This is a genomic window from Pseudomonas syringae group sp. J309-1 (assembly GCF_032582135.1).
Lineage (GTDB): Bacteria > Pseudomonadota > Gammaproteobacteria > Pseudomonadales > Pseudomonadaceae > Aquipseudomonas > Aquipseudomonas quasicaspiana.
In genome coordinates, this window is record NZ_JAWHNU010000082.1 from 1 (window position 1) to 21,946 (window position 21,946).

The 21,946-nt window shown below is 58.0% G+C and carries 22 protein-coding genes; 19 read left to right on the plus strand and 3 right to left on the minus strand.

The window, feature by feature from the left end:
* The first annotated feature begins 294 nt into the window (after positions 1-294).
* The 9 genes from argS (at position 295) to RX972_RS27180 (ending at position 11,250) form a co-directional block, all read left to right on the plus strand.
* A complete protein-coding gene (argS, locus tag RX972_RS27140) occupies positions 295-2,031 on the plus strand; it encodes an arginine--tRNA ligase (RefSeq protein WP_316880083.1) in 1,737 nt (578 codons plus the stop codon).
* Between the two features lies 1 nt (position 2,032).
* On the plus strand, positions 2,033-2,713 hold the full coding sequence (locus tag RX972_RS27145; protein WP_099267999.1) for an SPOR domain-containing protein: 681 nt from the start codon (positions 2,033-2,035) through the stop codon (positions 2,711-2,713).
* Positions 2,714-2,934: 221 nt separating this feature from the next.
* A complete protein-coding gene (hslV, locus tag RX972_RS27150; protein ID WP_027901992.1) occupies positions 2,935-3,465 on the plus strand; it encodes an ATP-dependent protease subunit HslV in 531 nt (176 codons plus the stop codon).
* 68 nt (positions 3,466-3,533) lie between these two features.
* Positions 3,534-4,871 carry an HslU--HslV peptidase ATPase subunit gene (hslU, locus tag RX972_RS27155; RefSeq protein WP_027901993.1) on the plus strand — a complete coding sequence of 446 codons (1,338 nt, stop codon included), beginning with the start codon at positions 3,534-3,536 and terminating at the stop codon, positions 4,869-4,871.
* A 278-nt stretch (positions 4,872-5,149) separates the two neighbouring features.
* Positions 5,150-5,527 (plus strand): DUF971 domain-containing protein, encoded by a 378-nt coding sequence (locus RX972_RS27160; RefSeq protein WP_316880091.1) that lies wholly within the window; start codon positions 5,150-5,152, stop codon positions 5,525-5,527.
* Between the two features lie 333 nt (positions 5,528-5,860).
* The gene (gene phaC, locus RX972_RS27165; protein WP_027901995.1) at positions 5,861-7,540 is read left to right on the plus strand and encodes a class II poly(R)-hydroxyalkanoic acid synthase; all 1,680 of its coding nucleotides are present in this window, start codon (positions 5,861-5,863) and stop codon (positions 7,538-7,540) included.
* A 246-nt stretch (positions 7,541-7,786) separates the two neighbouring features.
* On the plus strand, positions 7,787-8,641 hold the full coding sequence (gene phaZ, locus RX972_RS27170) for a poly(3-hydroxyalkanoate) depolymerase (RefSeq protein ID WP_027901996.1): 855 nt from the start codon (positions 7,787-7,789) through the stop codon (positions 8,639-8,641).
* Between the two features lie 151 nt (positions 8,642-8,792).
* Positions 8,793-10,478 (plus strand): class II poly(R)-hydroxyalkanoic acid synthase, encoded by a 1,686-nt coding sequence (gene phaC / locus RX972_RS27175; RefSeq protein WP_231666252.1) that lies wholly within the window; start codon positions 8,793-8,795, stop codon positions 10,476-10,478.
* Positions 10,479-10,635: 157 nt separating this feature from the next.
* Positions 10,636-11,250 carry a TetR/AcrR family transcriptional regulator gene (locus RX972_RS27180; protein ID WP_027901998.1) on the plus strand — a complete coding sequence of 205 codons (615 nt, stop codon included), beginning with the start codon at positions 10,636-10,638 and terminating at the stop codon, positions 11,248-11,250.
* A gap of 246 nt (positions 11,251-11,496) precedes the next feature.
* Here RX972_RS27180 and RX972_RS27185 read toward each other — a convergent pair whose 3' ends face one another.
* From RX972_RS27185 to RX972_RS27195, 3 genes are all read right to left on the minus strand, one after another.
* Positions 11,497-12,354 (minus strand): phasin family protein, encoded by an 858-nt coding sequence (locus tag RX972_RS27185; protein WP_231675810.1) that lies wholly within the window; start codon positions 12,352-12,354, stop codon positions 11,497-11,499.
* Between the two features lie 10 nt (positions 12,355-12,364).
* Positions 12,365-12,790, minus strand: a complete 426-nt coding sequence (locus tag RX972_RS27190) for a phasin family protein (RefSeq protein WP_095092500.1) — start codon at positions 12,788-12,790, stop codon at positions 12,365-12,367.
* 239 nt (positions 12,791-13,029) lie between these two features.
* Positions 13,030-13,308, minus strand: coding sequence for a polyhydroxyalkanoic acid system family protein (locus tag RX972_RS27195; RefSeq protein WP_027901654.1), 279 nt, complete (start codon positions 13,306-13,308; stop codon positions 13,030-13,032).
* A 143-nt stretch (positions 13,309-13,451) separates the two neighbouring features.
* On the opposite strand from RX972_RS27195, the gene ubiE reads away from it, so the two are divergent.
* The 10 genes from ubiE (at position 13,452) to RX972_RS27245 (ending at position 21,861) form a co-directional block, all read left to right on the plus strand.
* Complete coding sequence (ubiE, locus tag RX972_RS27200; RefSeq protein ID WP_027901653.1) at positions 13,452-14,222, plus strand: bifunctional demethylmenaquinone methyltransferase/2-methoxy-6-polyprenyl-1,4-benzoquinol methylase UbiE; 771 nt, start codon at positions 13,452-13,454, stop codon at positions 14,220-14,222.
* Complete coding sequence (locus tag RX972_RS27205) at positions 14,222-14,845, plus strand: SCP2 domain-containing protein (protein WP_316880099.1); 624 nt, start codon at positions 14,222-14,224, stop codon at positions 14,843-14,845. The genes ubiE and RX972_RS27205 overlap by 1 nt, the downstream gene beginning before the upstream one ends.
* Positions 14,842-16,461, plus strand: coding sequence for a ubiquinone biosynthesis regulatory protein kinase UbiB (ubiB, locus tag RX972_RS27210; protein WP_027901651.1), 1,620 nt, complete (start codon positions 14,842-14,844; stop codon positions 16,459-16,461). The genes RX972_RS27205 and ubiB overlap by 4 nt, the downstream gene beginning before the upstream one ends.
* A gap of 68 nt (positions 16,462-16,529) precedes the next feature.
* On the plus strand, positions 16,530-16,922 hold the full coding sequence (hisI, locus tag RX972_RS27215; RefSeq protein WP_027901650.1) for a phosphoribosyl-AMP cyclohydrolase: 393 nt from the start codon (positions 16,530-16,532) through the stop codon (positions 16,920-16,922).
* A 3-nt stretch (positions 16,923-16,925) separates the two neighbouring features.
* On the plus strand, positions 16,926-17,258 hold the full coding sequence (locus tag RX972_RS27220; protein WP_027901649.1) for a phosphoribosyl-ATP diphosphatase: 333 nt from the start codon (positions 16,926-16,928) through the stop codon (positions 17,256-17,258).
* Between the two features lie 41 nt (positions 17,259-17,299).
* Positions 17,300-17,572 carry a twin-arginine translocase TatA/TatE family subunit gene (locus tag RX972_RS27225; protein ID WP_027901648.1) on the plus strand — a complete coding sequence of 91 codons (273 nt, stop codon included), beginning with the start codon at positions 17,300-17,302 and terminating at the stop codon, positions 17,570-17,572.
* A 10-nt stretch (positions 17,573-17,582) separates the two neighbouring features.
* Positions 17,583-18,074 (plus strand): Sec-independent protein translocase protein TatB, encoded by a 492-nt coding sequence (tatB, locus tag RX972_RS27230; RefSeq protein ID WP_099267987.1) that lies wholly within the window; start codon positions 17,583-17,585, stop codon positions 18,072-18,074.
* Positions 18,071-18,865, plus strand: coding sequence for a twin-arginine translocase subunit TatC (gene tatC, locus RX972_RS27235; protein ID WP_027901646.1), 795 nt, complete (start codon positions 18,071-18,073; stop codon positions 18,863-18,865). Before tatB ends, tatC begins: the two co-directional genes overlap by 4 nt.
* On the plus strand, positions 18,862-19,569 hold the full coding sequence (locus RX972_RS27240; protein ID WP_122707510.1) for a 16S rRNA (uracil(1498)-N(3))-methyltransferase: 708 nt from the start codon (positions 18,862-18,864) through the stop codon (positions 19,567-19,569). The genes tatC and RX972_RS27240 overlap by 4 nt, the downstream gene beginning before the upstream one ends.
* Before the next feature lie 378 nt (positions 19,570-19,947).
* Positions 19,948-21,861 carry a methyl-accepting chemotaxis protein gene (locus RX972_RS27245; RefSeq protein ID WP_316880111.1) on the plus strand — a complete coding sequence of 638 codons (1,914 nt, stop codon included), beginning with the start codon at positions 19,948-19,950 and terminating at the stop codon, positions 21,859-21,861.
* Positions 21,862-21,946: the final 85 nt, after the last annotated feature.

Genomic DNA, 21,946 nt, shown 5'->3' on the forward strand with positions numbered 1-21,946 from the left:
AAATGCCCCGCATCTTTCGATGCGGAGCATTTTCTTAAATCTGAAAGGAGTTGGCTAGGTTTTCACACAGTCTGTGTAGGAGCGCGCTTGCCCGCGATAGCAATTTAAGCTTCACCAGCTTGCTCGCTGTCAGTTTTTTGAAGGCCCTGCGGCCCTTATCGCGGGCAAGCGCGCTCCTACAATTACAACCGCACATCCAACGCGGTTGGCAAGGTGGCTCCGGCAACGGATAATGCCCAGTTTTTCCACCCGCGCATCCAGGCGCTGCCGCGCTTGCGGTCGAAAGAGAGCATCATGAAAGACACCATTCGCCAGCTGATCCAACAAGCCCTGAGCCAACTCGTCACCGAGGGCGTCTTGCCAGAAGGCCTGTCGCCAGCGATTCAGGTGGAGAATGCCAAGGACAAGACCCACGGCGACTTCGCCAGCAACATCGCCATGATGCTTGCCAAGCCAGCCGGCATGAAGCCCCGTGATCTGGCTGAAAAGCTGATCGCCGCGCTGCCAGCCGACGAGCAGATCAGCAAAGTGGAAATCGCCGGTCCAGGCTTCCTGAATTTCTTCCAGAACACCCAGGCCTTGGCCGCACGCCTTGATGCCGCCCTGGCCGACGCCCAATTGTCGGTGCGCAAGAACGGCCCTGCACAGCGCACCGTGGTCGACCTGTCGGCACCGAATCTGGCGAAAGAGATGCACGTTGGCCACTTGCGTTCGACCATTATTGGCGACGGCGTTGCCAGCGTTCTGGAGTTTCTGGGCGACACGGTCATCCGCCAGAACCACGTGGGCGACTGGGGTACGCAATTCGGCATGCTGCTGGCTTATCTGCAAGAACAGCCAGCCACCAGCGACGAGTTGTCGGACCTGGAAGACTTCTACCGCGCGGCGAAAAAACGTTTTGACGAATCCGAAGAGTTCGCCGACCGCGCCCGTGGGCTGGTGGTAAAACTGCAGGCCGGTGACGCCGAATGTCTGAGTCTGTGGACCAAATTCAAAGACATCTCCCTGTCGCACTGCCAGAAAGTCTACGACCTGCTGAACGTCAAACTGACCCCGGCAGACGTGATGGGCGAGAGTGCTTACAACGATGATCTGGCCAACGTAGTTGCCGATCTGAAAGCAGCCGGCCTGCTGGTTGAGAGCGACGGCGCACAGTGCGTATTCCTCGAAGAATTCCGCACCGCAGACGACACCCCGCTGCCGGTCATCGTGCAGAAGGCCGGTGGCGGCTATCTGTACGCAACCACCGACCTGGCGGCTATGCGCTACCGGAGCAAGGTACTCAAAGCTGATCGTGTGCTGTATTTCGTCGACCAGCGTCAGGCGTTGCACTTCCAGCAAGTCTTCGAAGTCGCGCGCCGCGCCGGTTTCGTTCACGAAGGCATGCAACTGGAACACATGGGCTTCGGCACCATGAACGGCGCCGACGGCCGTCCGTTCAAGACCCGCGATGGCGGCACGGTCAAACTGATTGACCTGCTCGAAGAAGCCAAGGAGCGTGCCTACACTCTGGTGAAGGAAAAGAACCCTGAGCTGCCTGAAGACGAACTGCGCACCATCGCCAAGGCGGTGGGTATCAGTGCGGTGAAGTACGCCGACCTGTCCAAGCATCGGGCCAGCGATTACAGCTTCAACTTCGACCAGATGCTCAGCTTCGAAGGCAATACCGCGCCTTATCTGCTGTATGCGTACACACGGGTTGCGGGTGTGTTCCGTAAACTCGGTACGCCGTTTGATGCCAGCAAGGGCCAGATCGTCCTTGAGGCGCCACAAGAGCAGGAGCTGGCTGCACGCCTGGCGCAGTTTGGGGAAATCCTCAACAACGTCTCCGAAAAGGGCACGCCTCACGTTCTGTGCGCTTACCTCTACGATCTAGCGGGATTGTTCTCCAGCTTCTACGAGAACTGCCCTATCCTGGCTGCCGATAATGCCGAACAACAGCAGAGCCGTTTGCGCCTTGCTGCATTGACTGGCCGCACCCTCAAGCAAGGCCTGCAACTGTTGGGTCTGGAAACACTGGAGCGTATGTAAGTTGGCTGCCGCGAAAAAGAAACCTGCTCCCAAGCGCGGCGCCAGCCGTTATCAGGCACCCGCGAAGAAGCCGATTCCTGGATGGCTGTGGCTGGCGATCGGCCTCAGCGTCGGTGCATTTGTCGTCTTCCTGATGAAGCTCGAACCCGGTGGCGATGACATCAAGCGGGTCCGGGCGGATGCCAAGGCGGCGAAAATCGCCGAAGCGAACAAGACGCCGCCGAGCCCGACAGCACCGGTGAAGCCCAAGTACGACTTCTACACGCTGCTGCCGGAATCGGAAGTCATCGTGCCTAACGAGGCCGTGCCTGAGAAAACTCCGCCACCTGTGGTTGCGCCGGTCACGCCTGAACAGGCGGCGAAAATTGATACCGCACGCGCACAAGCGGCACTTAGCGGCCTGACGCCGCCACCGGCACCGCCTGTGGTCAAACCGGCTGCAGTGACGCAGTTCTTCCTGCAAGCGGGCTCGTTCCGCAAGAAAGAAGACGCCGACAAAGTGCGCGCGCAGATCATCCTGCTCGGCCAGACCGCCGCCGTGGAATCCGGGACCGTCAAAGAGGAAACCTGGTACCGCGTACTGGTTGGCCCGTTCAGCAACCGTGAGCAACTGACCGTTGCCCAGAAGCAACTGGCGACCGGTGGTTTTAGTAACTTGTTGTTGCAGCAACGTAGTAAATAATTACCCAATTGGTAGGAGCGCGCTTGCCCGCGATCGGCTGCGAAGCAGTCGTAGAAATAGTGAGCCCACTATTGTTTGAAGGTCCTTCGGCCCTTATCGCGGGCAAGCGCGCTCCTACCGGCAATGCCCAACCACTCATCCCCCGTGGTTGAAATCCCCTTCCACACCCCCATATGAGTTTTCACCAGGGCATTTTCGCCCCGCTGTGTGGAGACTCTCCCTTGACCACCATCGTTTCAGTTCGCCGCCACGGCAAAGTCGTCATGGCTGGCGACGGCCAGGTTTCTCTGGGCAACACCGTCATGAAAGGCAACGCCAAGAAAGTGCGTCGCCTGTATCACGGCGAAGTGATTGCCGGTTTCGCTGGCGCTACGGCCGACGCGTTCACTCTTTTCGAACGTTTTGAAGGGCAACTTGAAAAGCACCAAGGTCATCTGGTGCGTGCCGCCGTTGAACTCGCCAAAGACTGGCGGACCGACCGCTCCCTGAGCCGTCTGGAGGCCATGCTGGCCGTCGCCAATAAAGATGCTTCGCTGATCATCACCGGCAACGGCGACGTCGTTGAACCCGAAGATGGCCTAATTGCCATGGGTTCTGGCGGTGCTTTCGCACAGGCCGCTGCCCGCGCCCTACTGCAAAAAACTGACCTGTCGGCGCGTGAAATTGCCGAAACCGCACTACATATCGCTGGCGATATCTGCGTGTTCACCAACCACAACATCACCATTGAGGAGCAGGACCTCGCTGAATAAGCCTCGTAATGGTCGCTGCAATCAGCGGCCATATCGACCTTGAATCAGCTGGAGGACCGCCAAATACCATGTCAATGACTCCCCGTGAAATTGTCCACGAACTGAACCGCCATATCATCGGCCAGGACGATGCCAAGCGCGCCGTCGCCATTGCCCTGCGTAACCGCTGGCGCCGGATGCAGTTGCCGGAAGAACTGCGCGTTGAAGTAACGCCCAAGAACATCCTGATGATCGGCCCGACTGGTGTCGGTAAAACCGAGATCGCTCGTCGTCTGGCCAAACTGGCCAACGCGCCGTTCATCAAGGTCGAAGCGACCAAATTCACCGAAGTCGGTTATGTCGGCCGCGACGTTGAGTCGATCATTCGTGATCTGGCCGACGCGGCGATCAAGCTGCTGCGCGAACAGGAAATCATCAAGGTTCGTCACCGCGCCGAAGACGCTGCTGAAGATCGCATCCTCGACGCCCTGCTGCCTCCAGCCCGCACAGGTTTCCAGGAAGAAGCCGCGCCGAGCAACGATTCCAATACCCGTCAGCTGTTCCGCAAGCGCCTGCGTGAAGGTCAGCTGGACGACAAGGAAATCGAGATCGAAATAAACGAAGCCGTTGGTGTCGACATTTCCGCGCCACCGGGCATGGAAGAAATGACCAACCAGCTGCAAAGCCTGTTTGCCAACATGGGAAAGGGCAAGAAGAAGAGCCGCAAGCTCAAGGTCAAAGAAGCGTTCAAGCTGGTACGGGAAGAAGAAGCGGGTCGCCTCGTTAACGAGGAAGAACTCAAGGCCAAGGCGCTGGAAGCCGTCGAACAGCACGGCATCGTGTTCATCGACGAAATCGACAAGGTCGCAAAGCGCGGCAATGTGGGTGGTGCCGACGTTTCCCGCGAAGGCGTACAGCGTGACCTGCTGCCGCTGATCGAAGGCTGCACGGTCAATACCAAACTGGGCATGGTCAAAACCGACCACATCCTGTTCATCGCGTCCGGCGCTTTCCACTTGAGCAAGCCGAGCGATCTGGTGCCTGAGCTGCAAGGCCGTCTGCCGATCCGCGTTGAACTCAAGGCGCTGTCGCCACAGGACTTCGAACGTATCCTCAGCGAGCCACATGCGTCCCTGACCGAGCAATACTGCGCGCTGCTGAAAACCGAAGGCTTGAACATCGCGTTCGAAGCCGACGGCATCAAGCGCCTGGCCGAGATTGCCTGGCAGGTCAACGAGAAGACTGAGAACATCGGTGCACGTCGCTTGCACACCCTGCTTGAGCGCCTGCTTGAGGAAGTGTCGTTCAGCGCCGGTGATCTGGCGACAGATCCGGATGCAGCGCCGATTCGCATCGATGCAGAATACGTGAACAGTCATCTTGGCGAACTGGCCAAGGATGAGGATCTGTCGCGGTATATCCTTTAACGCCGGACGCTCCCCCGTGCAGACAGTGTGAAAACTACTACGCTCGGCAATACTGCGTTAAAAACAGGCGAAAAATGCTCATTTAGAACACCTAGACTCCGCTTTTTCGCCTGTTTTTGCCTTGTCTTGCCGTCGCTCGCTACGTTTTCACACAGTCTGCGTGGGAGCGAATTCATTCGCGAAAGGGCCATCACATCTTGCATCATCAGTGCCTGACACGACGCCTTCGCGAATGAATTCGCTCCCACGGTAATACGTTCGAACGTAACGGCCTTTACATGACCCGAATCCCCACCGCCATCCAGCTCCACAAAGCCTCGAAAACCCTGACACTCAAGTACGGGCAGGACGAGGAATATCACCTGCCTGCTGAGTTCCTGCGGGTACATTCGCCGTCTGCCGAAGTTCAGGGCCACGGCAAGCCGATCCTGCAATTTGGCAAACTCGGGGTTGGCCTGACCAAGGTCGAACCGGCTGGTCAGTACGCACTGAAATTGACCTTCGACGACGGTCATGACAGCGGATTGTTCACTTGGGAATACCTCTACGAACTAGCGCAACGCCAGGAAGACCTGTGGAATGACTATTTGCTTGAGCTGAAAAACGCAGGCAAATCCCGCGACCCTTCTGAGCAAGTCATCCGGCTCATGCTCTAACCCGTGCTCCACAGCCGCCCGGCGTTTTAGGACGCGCTTTCTAATTCCTTTTGTTTGAATGTGCCGCGCAGCGGCCAATGACGGGTGCTGCTTGCGATTTTTCGCAATCTCGCGTAACCAATGGTTCTGGCAAGTTCCCTGCATCTTCGAATGCAGTGAAAGGGTGAGCGGTAAAGCCGTCGTATAAAGCGCAGCGCTTGTTACGAATAAACGCGGCCCCAAGGGAAATTGATTTCAGCCATCATGGTTCACCCGAGCAGTAGTACCGGCATTTGCCTGTGTCACTGATTCACAGGGAAGCGGTACTCACATCAGGACAATGGAGCGTCGTGAATGAGTAGCAGAAACAACGATGACCTGCAGCAACAAGCCTCGGAACACACACTGGGTTTGAACCCGGTCGTTGGTCTGCGGCGCAAGGACTTGCTGACCACTGCCCGCATGGTCCTGCGCCAAGCCCTGAAACAACCCTTTCACAGTGCAAAGCACGTCGCCAGTCTGGGCGTTGAACTCAAAAACGTGTTGCTGGGCAAATCAGCGCTCCAGCCAGCCCCGGAAGACCGACGCTTCAACGATCCGGCCTGGAGCCAGAATCCGGTTTATCGTCGTTATCTGCAGTCCTACCTGGCGTGGCGCAAGGAGCTGCATGACTGGATCGGCGACAGCAATCTCTCTCCTCAGGAAATCAGTCGCGGGCACTTCGTAATCAATCTGATGACCGAAGCCATGTCGCCCACCAACACCGCCGCCAATCCGGCCGCGATCAAACGCTTCTTCGAAACCGGCGGCAAAAGTATTCTTGATGGCCTGTCACATCTCGCCAAGGATCTGGTGCATAACGGCGGCATGCCCAGTCAGGTCAACATGGACGCCTTCGAAGTCGGCAAGAGTCTGGGCACCAGCGAAGGCTCGGTGGTGTTTCGCAACGACGTGCTGGAGCTGATTCAGTACAAGCCCATCACCGAGCAAGTGCATGAACGGCCGCTGTTGGTGGTGCCGCCGCAAATCAACAAATTCTACGTATTCGACCTGAGCCCGGAAAAGAGTCTGGCCCGCTTCTGCCTGCGCAGTAACGTGCAGACGTTCATTATCAGCTGGCGTAACCCGACCAAGGCGCAGCGTGAATGGGGCCTGTCGACGTACATCGACGCGCTCAAGGAAGCTGTCGACGTAGTCACCGCCATCACCGGCAGCAAAGACATCAACATGCTCGGCGCTTGCTCCGGCGGCATTACCTGCACAGCCCTGCTGGGACATTACGCGGCGCTGGGCGATCAGAAGGTCAATGCTCTGACCTTGCTGGTCAGCGTGCTGGATACCACCCTGGACACCGACGTCGCGCTGTTTGTCGATGAGCAGACCCTTGAATCGGCCAAGCGCCACTCCTATCAGGCTGGCGTGCTGGAAGGCAGCGATATGGCGAAAGTATTCGCCTGGATGCGCCCCAATGACCTGATCTGGAATTACTGGGTCAACAACTACCTGCTGGGTAACGAGCCTCCGGTGTTCGACATCCTGTTCTGGAACAACGACACCACTCGCCTGCCCGCTGCCTTTCACGGCGACCTGATCGAGATGTTCAAGAACAACCCACTGATCCGCCCCAATGCCCTTGAAGTGTGCGGTACGCCTATCGATCTCAAACAGGTCACCAGCGATGTGTTTTGCCTGGCAGGGACCAACGATCACATCACGCCGTGGGGCTCCTGTTACAAATCCGCACGACTGTTCGGCGGAAAGACTGAATTTGTTCTGTCCAGCAGCGGCCATATCCAGAGCATTCTCAACCCGCCCGGTAACCCCAAGGCACGCTACATGACCAACAGCGAAATGCCGGTTGATCCAAAGGCCTGGCAGGAAAACGGCACCAAGCACACCGATTCCTGGTGGCTGCACTGGCAGAGCTGGCTAAGCGAGCGCTCTGGAAAGATGAAGAAGTCTCCCACTAGCCTGGGCAACAAGACCTTTGCGCCCGCAGAAGCATCTCCGGGGACCTATGTGCACGAACGCTAAGGGCTGATGCGACGGGTGGAGTCAGGAATGGCCAGACGTTGCCGTTAAAACGATAGATGTATCGATACCCCTGTAGGAGCGCGCTTGCCCGCGATAGCGTCAGTTCAGACACCGATATGTTGCGGCTGAGATCGAATCGTCCGGATGCGGCCCAGAACAAGCGCGCTCCTACAGACCGTCTCGATTGATTACCTGGCCAAAGCGCAGGACGGCTTTTCCAGCGGTTTAACCCACAGGGCTTCGCGCATGCCGCAACCGTTTATTTTTCGCACTATCGATCTGGATGGCCACAGCATCCGAACCGCTGTACGCCCAGGCAAGAGTCACCTGACTCCGCTGCTGATTTTCAATGGCATAGGCGCCAACCTGGAGTTGGTGTTCCCGTTCGTTGATGCGCTGGACCCGGACCTGGAAGTCATCGCTTTTGATGTGCCCGGCGTCGGTGGCTCCTCGACGCCCAGTCGCCCGTACCGCTTTCCCGGTCTGGCAAAACTGGCGGCGCGCATGCTCGATTATCTGGACTATGGCCAGGTCAACGCTATCGGCGTTTCATGGGGCGGCGCGCTGGCTCAACAGTTCGCCCACGACTACCCGGAGCGCTGCAAAAAACTGGTACTGGCGGCGACATCAGCCGGTGCAGTGATGGTGCCTGGCAAACCCCGAGTGCTCTGGTTGATGGCCAGCCCCCGGCGTTACATCCAGCCTTCCCATGTGATCCGCATTGCACCGGAAATCTACGGCGGCGCATTTCGGCGCGATCCTTATCTGGCCGCCAACCATGCGGCAAAGGTCCGTTCGTCCGGCAAGCTGGGCTATTACTGGCAACTGTTTGCGGGCATGGGCTGGACCAGCATTCACTGGCTGCACAAGATCCATCAGCCTACTTTGGTGCTGGCCGGCGACGACGATCCGCTGATCCCACTGATAAATATGCGCCTGCTGGCTTGGCGGATCCCCAATGCCCAGCTACACATAATCGATGACGGTCATTTGTTCTTGATCACTCGTGCCGAAGCCGTTGCGCCGATCATCATGAAATTCCTCCAGCAGGAGCGTCAGCGAGCCGTGATGCATCCGCATCCGACACCCAGCGCACGCTGATCATCACAGACAGAAAAGGATTCCCCGCACCGCAAATAAAGCGTCACTGACTGCGCCGGTTGAATGGAAGTTGTTCGGCGCAAAACGACGCATGCCCCGAGGAGCATGCGTCCGCAAAGATGTATCGGCACGACGAAGGAGTGTTGCCCCCATGCGAGAACGATCAGCCAAAAGCGCCGAGATCACACCGGCGACTTACATCAATGCACAAAGTGCGATCACCGGCCTGCGTGGCCAGGATTTGTTTTCAACATTACGCAAGGTTGCCGCCCAAGGTCTGCAGCATCCATTGCGTAGCGCCCGCCACGCATTGGCCCTCGGCAAGCAAGTCAGCCGTGTCGTGCTGCTGGGGGAAACGCCCTATCAGTTGCCCGCCCGAGATACCCGTTTCACAGACCCTACATGGACGTTGAATCCGCTGTACCGTCGCGGCTTGCAAACGTATCTGGCGTGGCAGCATCAGGTTAAACACTGGATCGATGACACCGACCTGTCCAAGGATGATCGCGACCGGGCGCACTTCATTTTCTCGCTGCTCAACGACGCTCTTTCTCCGTCCAACACCTTGCTCAACCCCATGGCCGTCAAAGAGCTGTTCAACAGCGGCGGCAACAGCGTGGTCAAGGGCATTGGCCACATGTTCGATGATCTGTTGCACAACAACGGCCTGCCACGACAAACCACTAAAGACGCCTTCGAAGTGGGTCGCACAGTGGCGGCCACCCAAGGCTCGGTGGTATTTCGCAACGAGCTGCTGGAGCTGATCCAGTACAAGCCGATGAGCGAAAAACAGTACGCAAGGCCGTTATTGATCGTGCCGCCGCAAATCAACAAGTTCTATATTTTTGACCTGAGCCCGGCCAACAGCTTCGTCCAGTACTGCCTGAAGAACGGCTTGCAGACCTTCATGATCAGTTGGCGAAATCCGGATGTCCGGCACCGTGAATGGGGCTTGTCCACCTACGTTCAGGCCACCGAAGAAGCGATGGCCGCATGCCGGTCCATCACTGGCGCCAAGGACGTGAATCTGGTCGGTGCCTGTGCAGGTGGGCTGACCATCGCCGCGCTGCAAGGGCACTTGCAAGCGAAGCGGCAACTGCGCAAAGTCGCCAGCGCGACATACATGGTCAGCCTGCTGGACAGCCAGATCGACAGCGCTGCGACGTTGTTCATCGATGAAACGACTCTTGAAGCTGCCAAGCGTCGCTCGTATCAGCAAGGCGTGCTGGACGGTCGGGACATGGCGAAAATCTTCGCCTGGATGCGCCCGAATGATTTGATCTGGAGTTACTGGATCAACAATTACCTGCTGGGCAAATCCCCGCCCGCCTTCGACATTCTGTACTGGAACAACGACAGCACCCGCCTGCCCGCCGCATTGCACGGCGATCTGCTGGACTTCTTCAAACACAACCCGCTGACTCACCCTGGCGGACTGGAAGTCTGTGGCACCCCCATTGATCTGCAGAAGGTGACCGTGGACAGCTTCAACGTCGCAGGCATCAACGATCACATTACGCCATGGGACGCGGTCTATCGCTCGACACTGCTGCTGGGCGGCGACCGGCGCTTTCTGCTGTCCAACAGTGGTCACGTGCAGAGCATTCTCAACCCGCCGGGTAACCCTAAAGCCAACTATGTCGAGAACAGCAAACTCAGCAGCGATCCACGGGCATGGTATTACGACGCGCAGAAACATGAGGGTAGCTGGTGGCCTGCCTGGCTGGAATGGATACAAGCCCGGTCCGGCACCCAGCGCGAAACCCAGATGGCACTGGGTAACGCAATGCATCCGGCGATGGAAGCAGCGCCGGGGACTTATGTGCATGTTCGGTAGGGTCGCGAAATTCAAAACCTCCTTGTGGGAGCGAATTCATTCGCGAATGCGGCCTTATCGACGACGAATATGTATCGAATGTACTAGCCCCTTCGCGAATAAATTCGCTCCCACAGATTTATAACCTGCTTAATCCGCCCCCTGACAAGAAGACCGGATGAAAACCCGCGACCGAATCCTTGAATGTGCCCTGACGTTATTCAATCAACAGGGCGAGCCCAATGTCTCCACGCTGGAAATTGCCAACGAACTGGGCATCAGTCCCGGCAATCTTTACTACCACTTCCACGGCAAAGAGCCCTTGGTGCTGGGTCTTTTCGAGCGCTTCCAGGCAGAGCTTTCGCCCCTGCTGAACCCGCCCGAAGACGCGCAACTGGCCGCCGAAGATTACTGGCTGTTCCTGCACTTGATCGTCGAGCGACTGGCCGACTACCGCTTCCTGTTTCAGGACCTGTCCAACCTGGCGGGGCGATTGCCCAAACTGGCTCGCGGTATTCGCAGCCTGCTCAATAGCCTCAAACGCACGCTGGCGTCGTTACTGGCACGCCTGAAAGCTGAAGGCCAGGTGGTCAGCGATACCCAGGCTTTGGGGCAACTGGTGGAGCAAATCACCATGACCCTACTGTTCTCGCTGGATTACCAACGGATTCTGGGTCGCGAAGCTGAAGTACGGGTGGTGGTCTACCAGATCATGATGCTCGTCGCACCACACCTGACGCCGGGTTCACGGCATGCGGCGCAGCAATTGGCGATGCATTATCTGGAGGAGTGATTTCTCGCAGTACTGACAGTTCTTCAGGCAGCGGCTCTGCCTCTGACACTCTGCGTTGGCGCAACAAACACATATCCCTGTGGGAGCTGGGCTGGCCCGCGATAGGGTCAACTTTATTTACAGGCATGCACCGAGTTATCGTTTATCGCGGGCCAGCCCAGCTCCCACAGGGATTGCATTTGAGCCCCAATAAAAAAGCCCGACCTGCTTTGCGCAGGTCGGGCTTTTCGCTTTACAGCCCTTGAATCAGGACTGACTTGCGGGTGTCGACGGTGCAGCCGATGCCGGTGCGGCGGCGGTATTGGTCGCAGCGGGTGCAGGTGTTGCTGCTGGTGTGGCAGCGGGTTTCGGAGCCGGCTTGGCGGCTGCCTTCGGTGCCGCTTTCGGCGCAGCAGGTTTCTTGGCTGCAGTCGGTTTCTTCGCCGCAGCCGGTTTGCTGGCCGCTACAGACTTGGCCTTGGTCGCGGTTTTAGTAGCAGCCTTGTTAGCGGCGGCAACGGGTTTGGCCGCTGCTGCTTTCACTGCCGGTTTGGCTGCAGCGGTTTTCGCGGCAACTTTGTCGGCGGCTTTGGCGACCGGTTTCGCAGCGGCTTTCACCAGTGGCTTGGCCGTAGTTTTAGGTGCCGGTTTGGACGCCGCGGCCTTGGAAGTCGAAGCTCTGGAAGCCGGCGCTTTTGAAACAGGAGTCACTGAAGCACCTGTCAGCTTCTCGATCTGTTTTGTCAGCAGATCGACCTTGCTGTGCAGAGCCTTAACTTCGTTACGGCTAGGTACGCCCAAACGCGAAATGGCGCTGTTCAGACGCTTGTCGAAAGCCCCCTCCAGCTCACTCCACTTGCCCATCGCGAGGTCTTTGACATCGCCCACCCGGGACTTCGCAGCCTTGGCAGAATCCTTGGCGGAATCGACTTGTTTCTCGACCTCAACCTTGGTCTGCTTCTCGGCTTTTTCGCCGTCTTTGACCAGCGTTTCAAAAAGCTTACTGCCGTCATTGCTGATCTTGGAGTAAGCGCCTAAACCAGCCAGCCAGATTTGGCGGGAGTATTTCTCCACCTCGCCAATCCAGGAGCTGCCTTCTTTCTCGATTTTTTTCTTGCCAGCCATCCTGCTCTCCTTATTGTTTACGCGCGACACGTTCAAGCAATGCCGTCAGCTCATCGAGCTTAGCAGACAGTGTCTCCACGTCATGTTTAGACGGTATACCGATGCGATTCAAGGCGCTGGCGACCCGCCGATCGAAAGCGCTTTCGATTTTATCGAGTTGCACCTCGACCCGACCCTTCACTGAAGTCAGCTCATCTTTAGCCGAATCGATCTCGCTATTAGCGGCATCGACCTTTTCGTCGATCACTTTTTTGGCTTTCTTTTCGGTCTGCTCACCCGCTTTGACCAGCTCCTTGAAGTACTCAGCGCCCTCCTGACCGGCCCACGAATAAGCGCCCAGCCCGGCCAGCCAGACCTTGCGGGCATACAGGCGAACGTCGGAGACCGAACTGTTTTCTTCGTCTTTGATTTTTTTCTTCAACGTAACTTTGGCCATGGTGCACCTCACGCTCGAATGTTTGAGGATCACCCCCAGGGACAACGGGGCATGGACACGAAAGTAGTCGGAAAAATTAGAAAGCTCACCCTAGGTTTGGGTGATGTTGAAGGGATGTAGGAAGCAGGTGTAAGAATCCACTGGAGTGCGATCACCTGTAGGAGCCAACTTGTTGGCGAGAGGCCCGTGAGCCAGAAAATCGCATCGCGAACAAGTTCACTCCTACAAGAAAAGCGCGATCAAGCAACCAGCGCTTTATCCAGTTGCCGCTCGACCTCTGCCTGAATCTGTCCGCTCATGGCCGACAGGAAAAAATTAAGCTCCAGGTTAACCCGCACAAAATCCTCTCCGACATCGACCGAGCCTTTGGCGCCCTTGCCTTCAAGCTTGACGACGTCGCCGCTCCACTCGTGCTCGATGCCGTATTTGTCGGCCAGCTTCTCGACCAGCAGCTCAGCCTTCTCGCGAGCCTTTTCCTTGCCCAGCGAATGCGGGCGTTCAACAGTAATCTTGGCCATTCGATGGCTCCTTCAGCGCAAGGTCAATCGTGGGGCAACTATACCAGCCGACCCGGATGAAGAAACTGTTGGCGATGAGCCTTGTCAAGACAAAGCCAGCCACGACGATTAGAATGGCAACACTTTATTCCGGTGAACGCGATATGAATGATCCGCGCAAAGGCAGCGATGCCGAACCTACTACTCACTTCGGCTACAAAAATGTGCCGGAAAGCCAGAAGGCAGAGAAAGTTGCGGAGGTGTTCCACTCCGTCGCAGCCAAGTACGACTTGATGAACGACCTGCTGTCCGGTGGCATGCATCGCCTCTGGAAGCGCTTCGCTATTGAACTCTCCGGTGTTCGTACCGGCAACCGCGTGCTGGACATTGCGGGCGGTACAGGCGACCTGACCAAAAAGTTTTCTCACTTGGTCGGCCCGACTGGCGAAGTGGTGCTGGCTGACATCAACGCCTCCATGCTCAAGGTCGGTCGTGACCGTCTGCTGGACCTGGGCGTGGCAAGCAACGTCAAATTTGTTCAGGCCGACGCAGAAAAGCTGCCGTTCCCTGACAACCATTTCGACTGCGTGACCATCGCCTTCGGCCTGCGCAACGTGACCCACAAGGAAGATGCGCTGCGCTCGATGCTGCGCGTACTCAAGCCGGGTGGCCGTCTGTTGGTGCTGGAGTTCTCCAAGCCGACCAACAAGCTGATGTCCAAGGCCTATGACGCTTACTCGTTCGCGTTCATGCCGCTGATGGGCAAACTGGTCACCAATGACTCGGAAAGCTACCGCTATCTGGCCGAATCGATCCGCATGCACCCGAATCAGGAAACCCTGAAGTCGATGATGGTCGAAGCCGGTTTTGACCGCGTGACCTACCACAACATGACCGCAGGCGTCGTGGCACTGCATCGCGGCATCAAACCCTGATGTTGCTCAGCGGCTTGCTCGCCAGCGTCGAGCACGGCATCAACCGCATGTTGCGTCTGGACAGCACCGCATTGCCACGTCTTGAGCGCCTGTCGGGCAAGGTGATTGCGGTGGATTGCCGAAATCCTTCGCTACAGCTGTTCATTCTGCCCAGCGACGAAGGCCTGCTGCTGGCCTCGCACTGGGAAGTTGAAGCGGATTGCACCCTGCGCGCCCCGGCCGCCAGCCTGATGCGTCTGGCGGTGAGCAAGGACAAGAGCGCCGTGCTGCATGGCCCCGATGTCGAGCTGGATGGGGACAGTAGCGTATTACTGGAACTGGTCGGGATCCTTCAGGACCTCGAGCTGGACTGGGAATACGAGCTATCCCGCTGGCTTGGTCCGGTGGCAACCACCTTACTGGGTGATCATTTGCGCAGCCGCGCGCGCTGGAGCAAAGACAGCTTCGCCAACCTCAGCCAGAACCTTGCCGACTACCTGAACGAGGAGTCGCGCACCCTGGTGGGTAAACACGAAGCCGAAGCACGCTTTGCCGAACTCGACCGGATCAAACTTGATCTGGAACGCCTTGAGGCGCGCTTTGAGCGCCTCGCCCAACCCTCTGACTCCAGCGATAACGCATGAAGCTGCTTGCCGTCCGCCGTTTGTTTCGTATCCAGCGTGTCGTGATCCGCTACCGTCTCGATGACCTGCTGTTCGCCCTGCCGCTGCCGTGGTGGATGAAGGCCACGCGCTTTGTCATGCCGTGGCGTTTGCTGCCGCGCAACAACGCCGAGCTGCCCCGCGGTGCGCGTCTGCGTCTGGCGCTACAGGACCTTGGGCCGATCTTCATCAAGTTCGGCCAAATCCTGTCTACCCGCCGCGATCTGCTGCCAGAGGACATCGCTGACGAGTTGATGCTGTTGCAGGACCGCGTTCCGCCGTTCGATCCGCAAGTCGCGATCAAGCTCATCGAAGAACAACTGGGCGCGAAGATCAGCGAGGTGTTCAGTCGCTTCGACGTCACGCCACTGGCTTCGGCTTCGGTGGCGCAGGTCCACGCCGCGCAACTGAAAAGTGGCGAAGAAGTCGTGGTCAAGGTTGTGCGTCCGGGCCTCAAGCCGATCATCGGCCAAGACCTGGCATGGCTGTTCATACTGGCGCGCACAGCTGAGCGGATGTCCGCCGATGCCCGCCTGTTGCACCCGGTGGACGTGGTCGCCGACTACGAGAAAACCATTTACGACGAACTGGACCTGCTGCGTGAAGCGGCCAACTCCAGTCAGTTGCGTCGCAACTTCGAAGGCTCGGACCTGCTCTACGTGCCCCAGGTTTACTGGGACTGGTGCCGTCCGAAGGTGCTGGTCATGGAGCGCATCTACGGGATTCAGGTCAACGATCTGGCAACCCTGGCGGATCAACGCACCGACATGAAGTTGCTGGCCGAACGCGGTGTTGAGATTTTCTTCACGCAGGTATTCCGCGACAGCTTTTTCCACGCCGATATGCACCCCGGCAATATTTTCGTCAGCACGGTCAACCCGTGGAGCCCGCAATACATCGCTATCGACTGCGGGATCGTCGGCAGCCTGACTCCGGAAGATCAGGATTATCTGGCCCGTAACCTGTTTGCCTTCTTTAAACGTGATTATCGTCGCGTTGCGCAATTGCACATTGATTCGGGCTGGGTGCCTGCGGAAACCAAACTCAACGAGTTTGAAGCCGCGATTCGGACTGTATGCGAGCCGATTTTCGAGAAGCCGCTCAAGGATATTTCCTTCGGTCAGGTACTGATGCGCCTGTTCCAGACCGCACGACGCTTCAACATGGAAGTCCAGCCGCAGCTCGTTCTGCTGCAGAAGACCCTGTTGAACATCGAAGGGCTGGGCCGTCAGTTGTATCCCGACCTGGATCTGTGGAGCACCGCGCAGCCGTTTCTGGAACGCTGGATGCGGGATCGCGTCAGCCCGAAAACACTGTTTGGCAACCTGCAGTCCCAGGTCGAGCAGATTCCGCATCTGGCCAACATGACCCGGGACCTGTTGGAGCGCATGTCGCAACCTCACCGGACTGATCCGCCGCCACCGTGGCGTGAACGCGGTGACGGTTGGGCATTGCGCCTGCTGGGTTCGGCGCTGCTGGCCGGAGGTGCGGTCATGGCCTCGACGCTGGTCGCGGAAGGTACGGCGCTGGTCGCACCACTCGCCTGGCCTGCATGGATCATGCTGGTGGCTGGCCTGTATCTGGTCATCCGCCGATAGCCAGCGGCGCTGCCCGCTGGCACACTGTTGAATCCGCCGAGGCCTGAAGCCCGGCTGCCGGAGTAGATATGAAAGACTGGCTGGACGAAATCAAGTGGGACAGCGACGGTCTGGTGCCTGCCATTGCTCAGGATCACAAGACCGGACGTGTTCTGATGATGGCGTGGATGAACCGCGAGGCCCTGAGTCTCACCGCCGCAGAGAATCGTGCAATCTATTGGTCGCGTTCGCGTGGCAAACTCTGGCGCAAAGGCGAAGAATCGGGCCATGTGCAGAAGCTTCATGAACTGCGTCTGGACTGCGACGCCGATGTGATCATCCTGATGGTCGAGCAGATTGGCGGCATCGCTTGCCATACCGGGCGCGAAAGCTGCTTCTATCGCGTCTACGAAGACGCCGCCTGGAAGACCGTCGAACCGGTCTTGAAAGATCCTGAAGCTATTTATCACGCAGGACACTGAAACATGACTGATACCTTGACCCGCCTGGCCGAAGTGCTGGAGTCGCGCAAAGGTGCCGCTGCCGACAGTTCCTATGTCGCCAGCCTGTATCACAAGGGATTGAACAAGATTCTGGAGAAGGTCGGCGAAGAGTCGGTCGAAACCATCATTGCCGCCAAGGATGCCGCTGTCAGCGGCGATTGCAGCGATGTCATCTACGAAACTGCTGACCTGTGGTTTCACAGCATGGTGATGCTTGCTGCACTGGGTCAGCACCCACAAGCAGTGCTGGATGAACTGGACCGCCGTTTCGGCTTGTCCGGGCATGCGGAAAAAGCCGCACGCACAGCTGACTGACCTTCACTTTTCGAGCTTGAAATTTCTACGAGGATTGCTTCATGGGTATTTTTGACTGGAAACACTGGATCGTCATCCTGGTTGTCGTGGTACTGGTGTTCGGCACCAAGAAGCTCAAGGGTCTGGGCAGCGATGTCGGTGAGTCGATCAAGGGCTTTCGCAAAGCCATGAACGATGATGAGAAACCTGCCGAGCAGCCGCCGGTGCAGCCTCAGCAACCGCCGCAAGCAGCGCCACAGGGCTCGCCCCTGAACCAGCCGCATACCATCGACGCGCAAGCGCATAAAGTCGAAGAGCCAATCCGCAAAGACTAGGTCGTATTGAATGTTTGGTATCAGCTTCTCTGAACTGCTGCTGGTCGGCCTCGTCGCCTTGCTGGTGCTTGGCCCTGAGCGTCTGCCCGGCGCTGCGCGTACCGCTGGCCTCTGGATAGGCCGGCTGAAGCGCAGCTTCAATGCGATCAAACAGGAAGTTGAACGCGAAATCGGCGCCGACGAAATCCGTCGGCAACTGCATAACGAGCACATCCTGTCGCTGGAAGAAGAAGCGCGCAAGATCATGTCTCCGCAGCAGCCCCCGGCCAACCCGCCTCCGGCAACCGAACAGACGCCCGCTGAGCCGGTGGTTTCGACTATTCCGAACACGCCGTCTGTGACACCTGCCGCTGATCTGGGGCCGGCCGCTCCGGCGGGCACTACGCCCGCTGCTGAACCGACGCCCCATGTCGCGACTGAACCTGCGCACGTGTCGCCAGCGACGCCAGCACCCAACGCACCCTCCGCCAACGATTCGTCACTGCCACCGCGAGCCCCATGAGCGATATTCCGGAAAATGACCAGCAAATGCCGCTGGTCTCGCACCTCACAGAACTCCGTTCGCGCCTGCTGAAATGCGTCCTGGCGATTTTCGTGATCTTCGCCTGTCTGTTCTACTTCACCCAGAAGATCTACACCTTCGTTTCGGCACCGCTCCGGGTTTTCCTGCCGGAAGGTGCAACGATGATCGCCACCGATGTGGCCTCGCCGTTCATCACGCCGTTCAAGCTGACCATGATGGTGGCGCTGTTCCTGGCCATGCCGGTGATCCTGCATCAGATCTGGGGCTTTATCGCACCGGGCCTGTACAAGCATGAGAAGCGCGTCGCGGTACCGCTTTTGGTGTCGAGCATCATCCTGTTCTATTCGGGCATGGCCTTCGCTTATTACCTGGTCTTCCCGCTGATATTCCACTTCTTCGCCAGCGTGACGCCGGAAGGCGTGTCGATGATGACGGACATCGCCAGTTATCTGGACTTCGTCATGACGCTGTTCTTTGCCTTCGGTGTAGCGTTCGAGATTCCGGTAGCCGTCGTGCTCCTGGTGTGGATCGGCATCGTTGACGTGAAGTACCTGAAAAAGATCCGCCCTTACGTGATCATCGGTTGCTTCGTGGTCGGCATGATTCTGACCCCGCCCGACATCTTCTCCCAGACACTGCTGGCTGTGCCGATGTGGCTGTTGTTCGAGATCGGGGTGTTGTGCAGTTCCATGATCACCAAGCGCGGCGATCATGCCGACGACCAGCCCGAAGAAGACAAGCAAGACCAGCCGCCCGCGACTCAGCCGTGAACCTGCTGCTTCTCGAAGACGCCGACTTTGTTGCGGCTGACAGGGTCGTACTGCGCGACAGACGCCTCAAGCATATGCAAGAGGTGCATCGCGCAGAAGTTGGCGACAGCCTGCGTGTCGGCCGTATTGGCGGCTTGCTGGGCAGCGCTGAGCTGCTGCGGCTTGAGGCACATGAAGCCGAGCTACGCATCACCCTCGACAGCGCCCCGCCCGCCAAACTGCCGTTGACCCTGTTGCTCGCCCTGCCCCGCCCGAAAATGCTGCGCCGGGTGTTTCAGACAGTGGCGACCATGGGTGTGTCCAAGGTCATTCTGCTCAACAGTTATCGTGTTGAAAAAAGCTTTTGGCAGACGCCGTTCCTTGAACCTCAAGCGATCCGCGAGCAATTGATTCTCGGGCTTGAACAAGCACGGGACAGTGTGTTGCCCGAGATCATTATCGAAAAACGCTTCAAGCCGTTTGTTGAAGATCGCCTGCCGCAACTGGCCCAGGGGACTCTGGGGCTGGTCGGACATCCCGGCAACTTTCCCGCCTGCCCACGCGCCGTGACCGGGCCAGTTACCCTGGCCATCGGCCCCGAGGGCGGCTGGATTCCCTATGAAGTTGACCTGCTGACCAAAGCGGGGCTGCAACCGGTGCAGCTTGGCGAGCGCATCCTGCGAGTCGAAACAGCAGTGACTGCGCTGTTGGCCCGGCTGTTCTGATCGACGAGCATCACGGCAAACGCGGTGAATGAATTCGGTCCCAAAAGGGATTGAGTGCTTCGTTGGAGCGAGGCTTGCCCGCGAAGAAGGCGACGCGTGTTATCGGACAAACCGCGTTAAGGCTTTCGCGGGCAAGCCTCGCTCCAACAGGTCCGTGTTTGCTACGCGACAGCGTGGCGTCCGGGACAATCGGCAACCTCCTATCAAACAAAATGCAATGTTCTGAGTTGACCCAAATCCTGTAGGAGCTCACCGAGGTTAGCTCCTACAGGGAGATTGAGCCGATCCAGAACACTGTCGCCCCTTCAGTTCCACTTCCCCCTGCCGATGCATGTCGTAAGAAATTACCTACAACAAACCTATTCCAAGGAGTTCCGCATGGGTTTGCTCGGCAAAAGTCTCGGTAACATGAGCGTCCGTCTGAAACTCGGGCTTGGTTTCAGTATCGTGTTACTGCTAACCATAGTGATCACCGCTACCGGCTGGTTAAGCGTTGCATCACTGATTGATCGCGGCGAGAAGCTGGTCTCGATTTCGCAAATCAGCGAGCAAACCCTGGATCTGCGCTCCAAGCGTCTGATGTACGAAATGCAGTACAACGATGAGGCTGCCAAGGCGCTCATTGCCTCCCTCGACAAGCTCGACGCACTGACTAAAATCGCTCGCAGCACGGTCTCAACCCCGGAAAGCCATCAATGGCTTGAAGACCAGGCACAAGCAGCTGGCGGATACCGTAGCGCATTCTTAGAGCTGACCCAGGCCATCCAGACACGCGAAGCCAGCCGTACCAATCTGGGCGCTACGGCCGACAAGGCTGTGGAAGAGGTTAACAAGATCGAAGCCTCGTTGCTGCAAGGTGACAGCGTCGTGCAATTTGATGCCGTGGTCGACGTCAGCAAGCTGATCCAGCAAGCGCGCTTTCAGGTCCGCGGCTACACCTACAGCGGTCGTGCCGAATTCGAACAGAATGCCAACGCCGCCATAGACGAGGCACTGACCGGCATCAACACGCTGGCCGGCAGTATTCCATCCAGTTATCTCCCTCAATTGCAGGCAGCCAGCACCGCGCTCAAAGGCTACCGTGCAGCAGTCAGCCAGTATCGCGACGCACAACTGGCGAGCAAGCAAGCCCTGGAAAAAATGGCCAAGCATGCAGTCGTGCTACTGGGCACATCCCAGAAACTGGCGGACGATCAATACAGCAAACGTGAGGCCGACAGCCAGCAAGCCAAATCCATGTTGACCATCGCTACCGTGCTGGCACTGGTGTTCGGCATCATTGCCGCCTGGGTCATTACCCGCCAGATCGTCGGGCCGTTGCTAGAAACCCTGAATATTGTGGAGCGCGTTGCCGATGGTGACCTGAGCCACGACCTGATCGTTGATCGTCGCGACGAAATGGGCCAATTGCAAACCAGCATTCAACGCATGACCGTCAACCTGCGCCAACTGATCGGCGGGATTCGCGACGGTGTGACCCAGATCGCCAGCGCGGCGGAAGAGCTGTCTGCGGTAACGGAGCAAACCAGCGCCGGGGTGAACAGCCAGAAGGTCGAGACCGATCAAGTGGCCACCGCGATGCACGAGATGACCGCCACGGTCCAGGAAGTCGCACGTAACGCCGAGGAGGCGTCTGAAGCGGCCGTAGCAGCGGATCAGCAAGCCCGTGAGGGTGATCGCGTGGTCAACGAAGCGATTACCCAGATCGAGCGTCTGGCCTCGGAAGTGGGTAACTCCACCGAAGCAATGAGCGAACTCAAGCGCGAAAGCGACAAGATCGGCAGTGTCCTGGACGTTATCAAGTCGGTTGCACAGCAGACCAACCTGCTCGCCCTCAACGCCGCCATCGAAGCCGCACGCGCCGGGGAAGCCGGTCGTGGTTTCGCGGTCGTCGCCGACGAAGTGCGCAGCCTTGCTCAGCGCACTCAGAAGTCGACCGAAGAGATCGAGCAACTGATTGCAGGCCTGCAAAGTGGCACGCAGCAAGTGGCGACCATCATGGACAACAGCCGCGAACTGACCGTCAGCAGCGTGGAGCTGACTCGCCGTGCCGGTAGCTCGCTGGAGAACATCACCAAGACCGTTTCGGCAATCCAGGCGATGAACCAACAAATCGCGGCTGCCGCCGAAGAACAAAGCGCTACCGCTGAAGAAATCAACCGCAGCATCCTCAATGTGCGCGATGTTTCCGAACAAACCTCCGCTGCCAGTGAAGAAACCGCAGCGTCCAGCGTTGAGTTGGCACGACTGGGTAATCATTTGCAGGTGATGGTGAGCAAGTTCAAGATTTAACGTCTCTTAGGCTTTTATGTGGGAGCCGAGCTTGCTCGCGATAAGGCTGGACACAGTTCACTTTCGATCGCGTCCAGCCTTATCG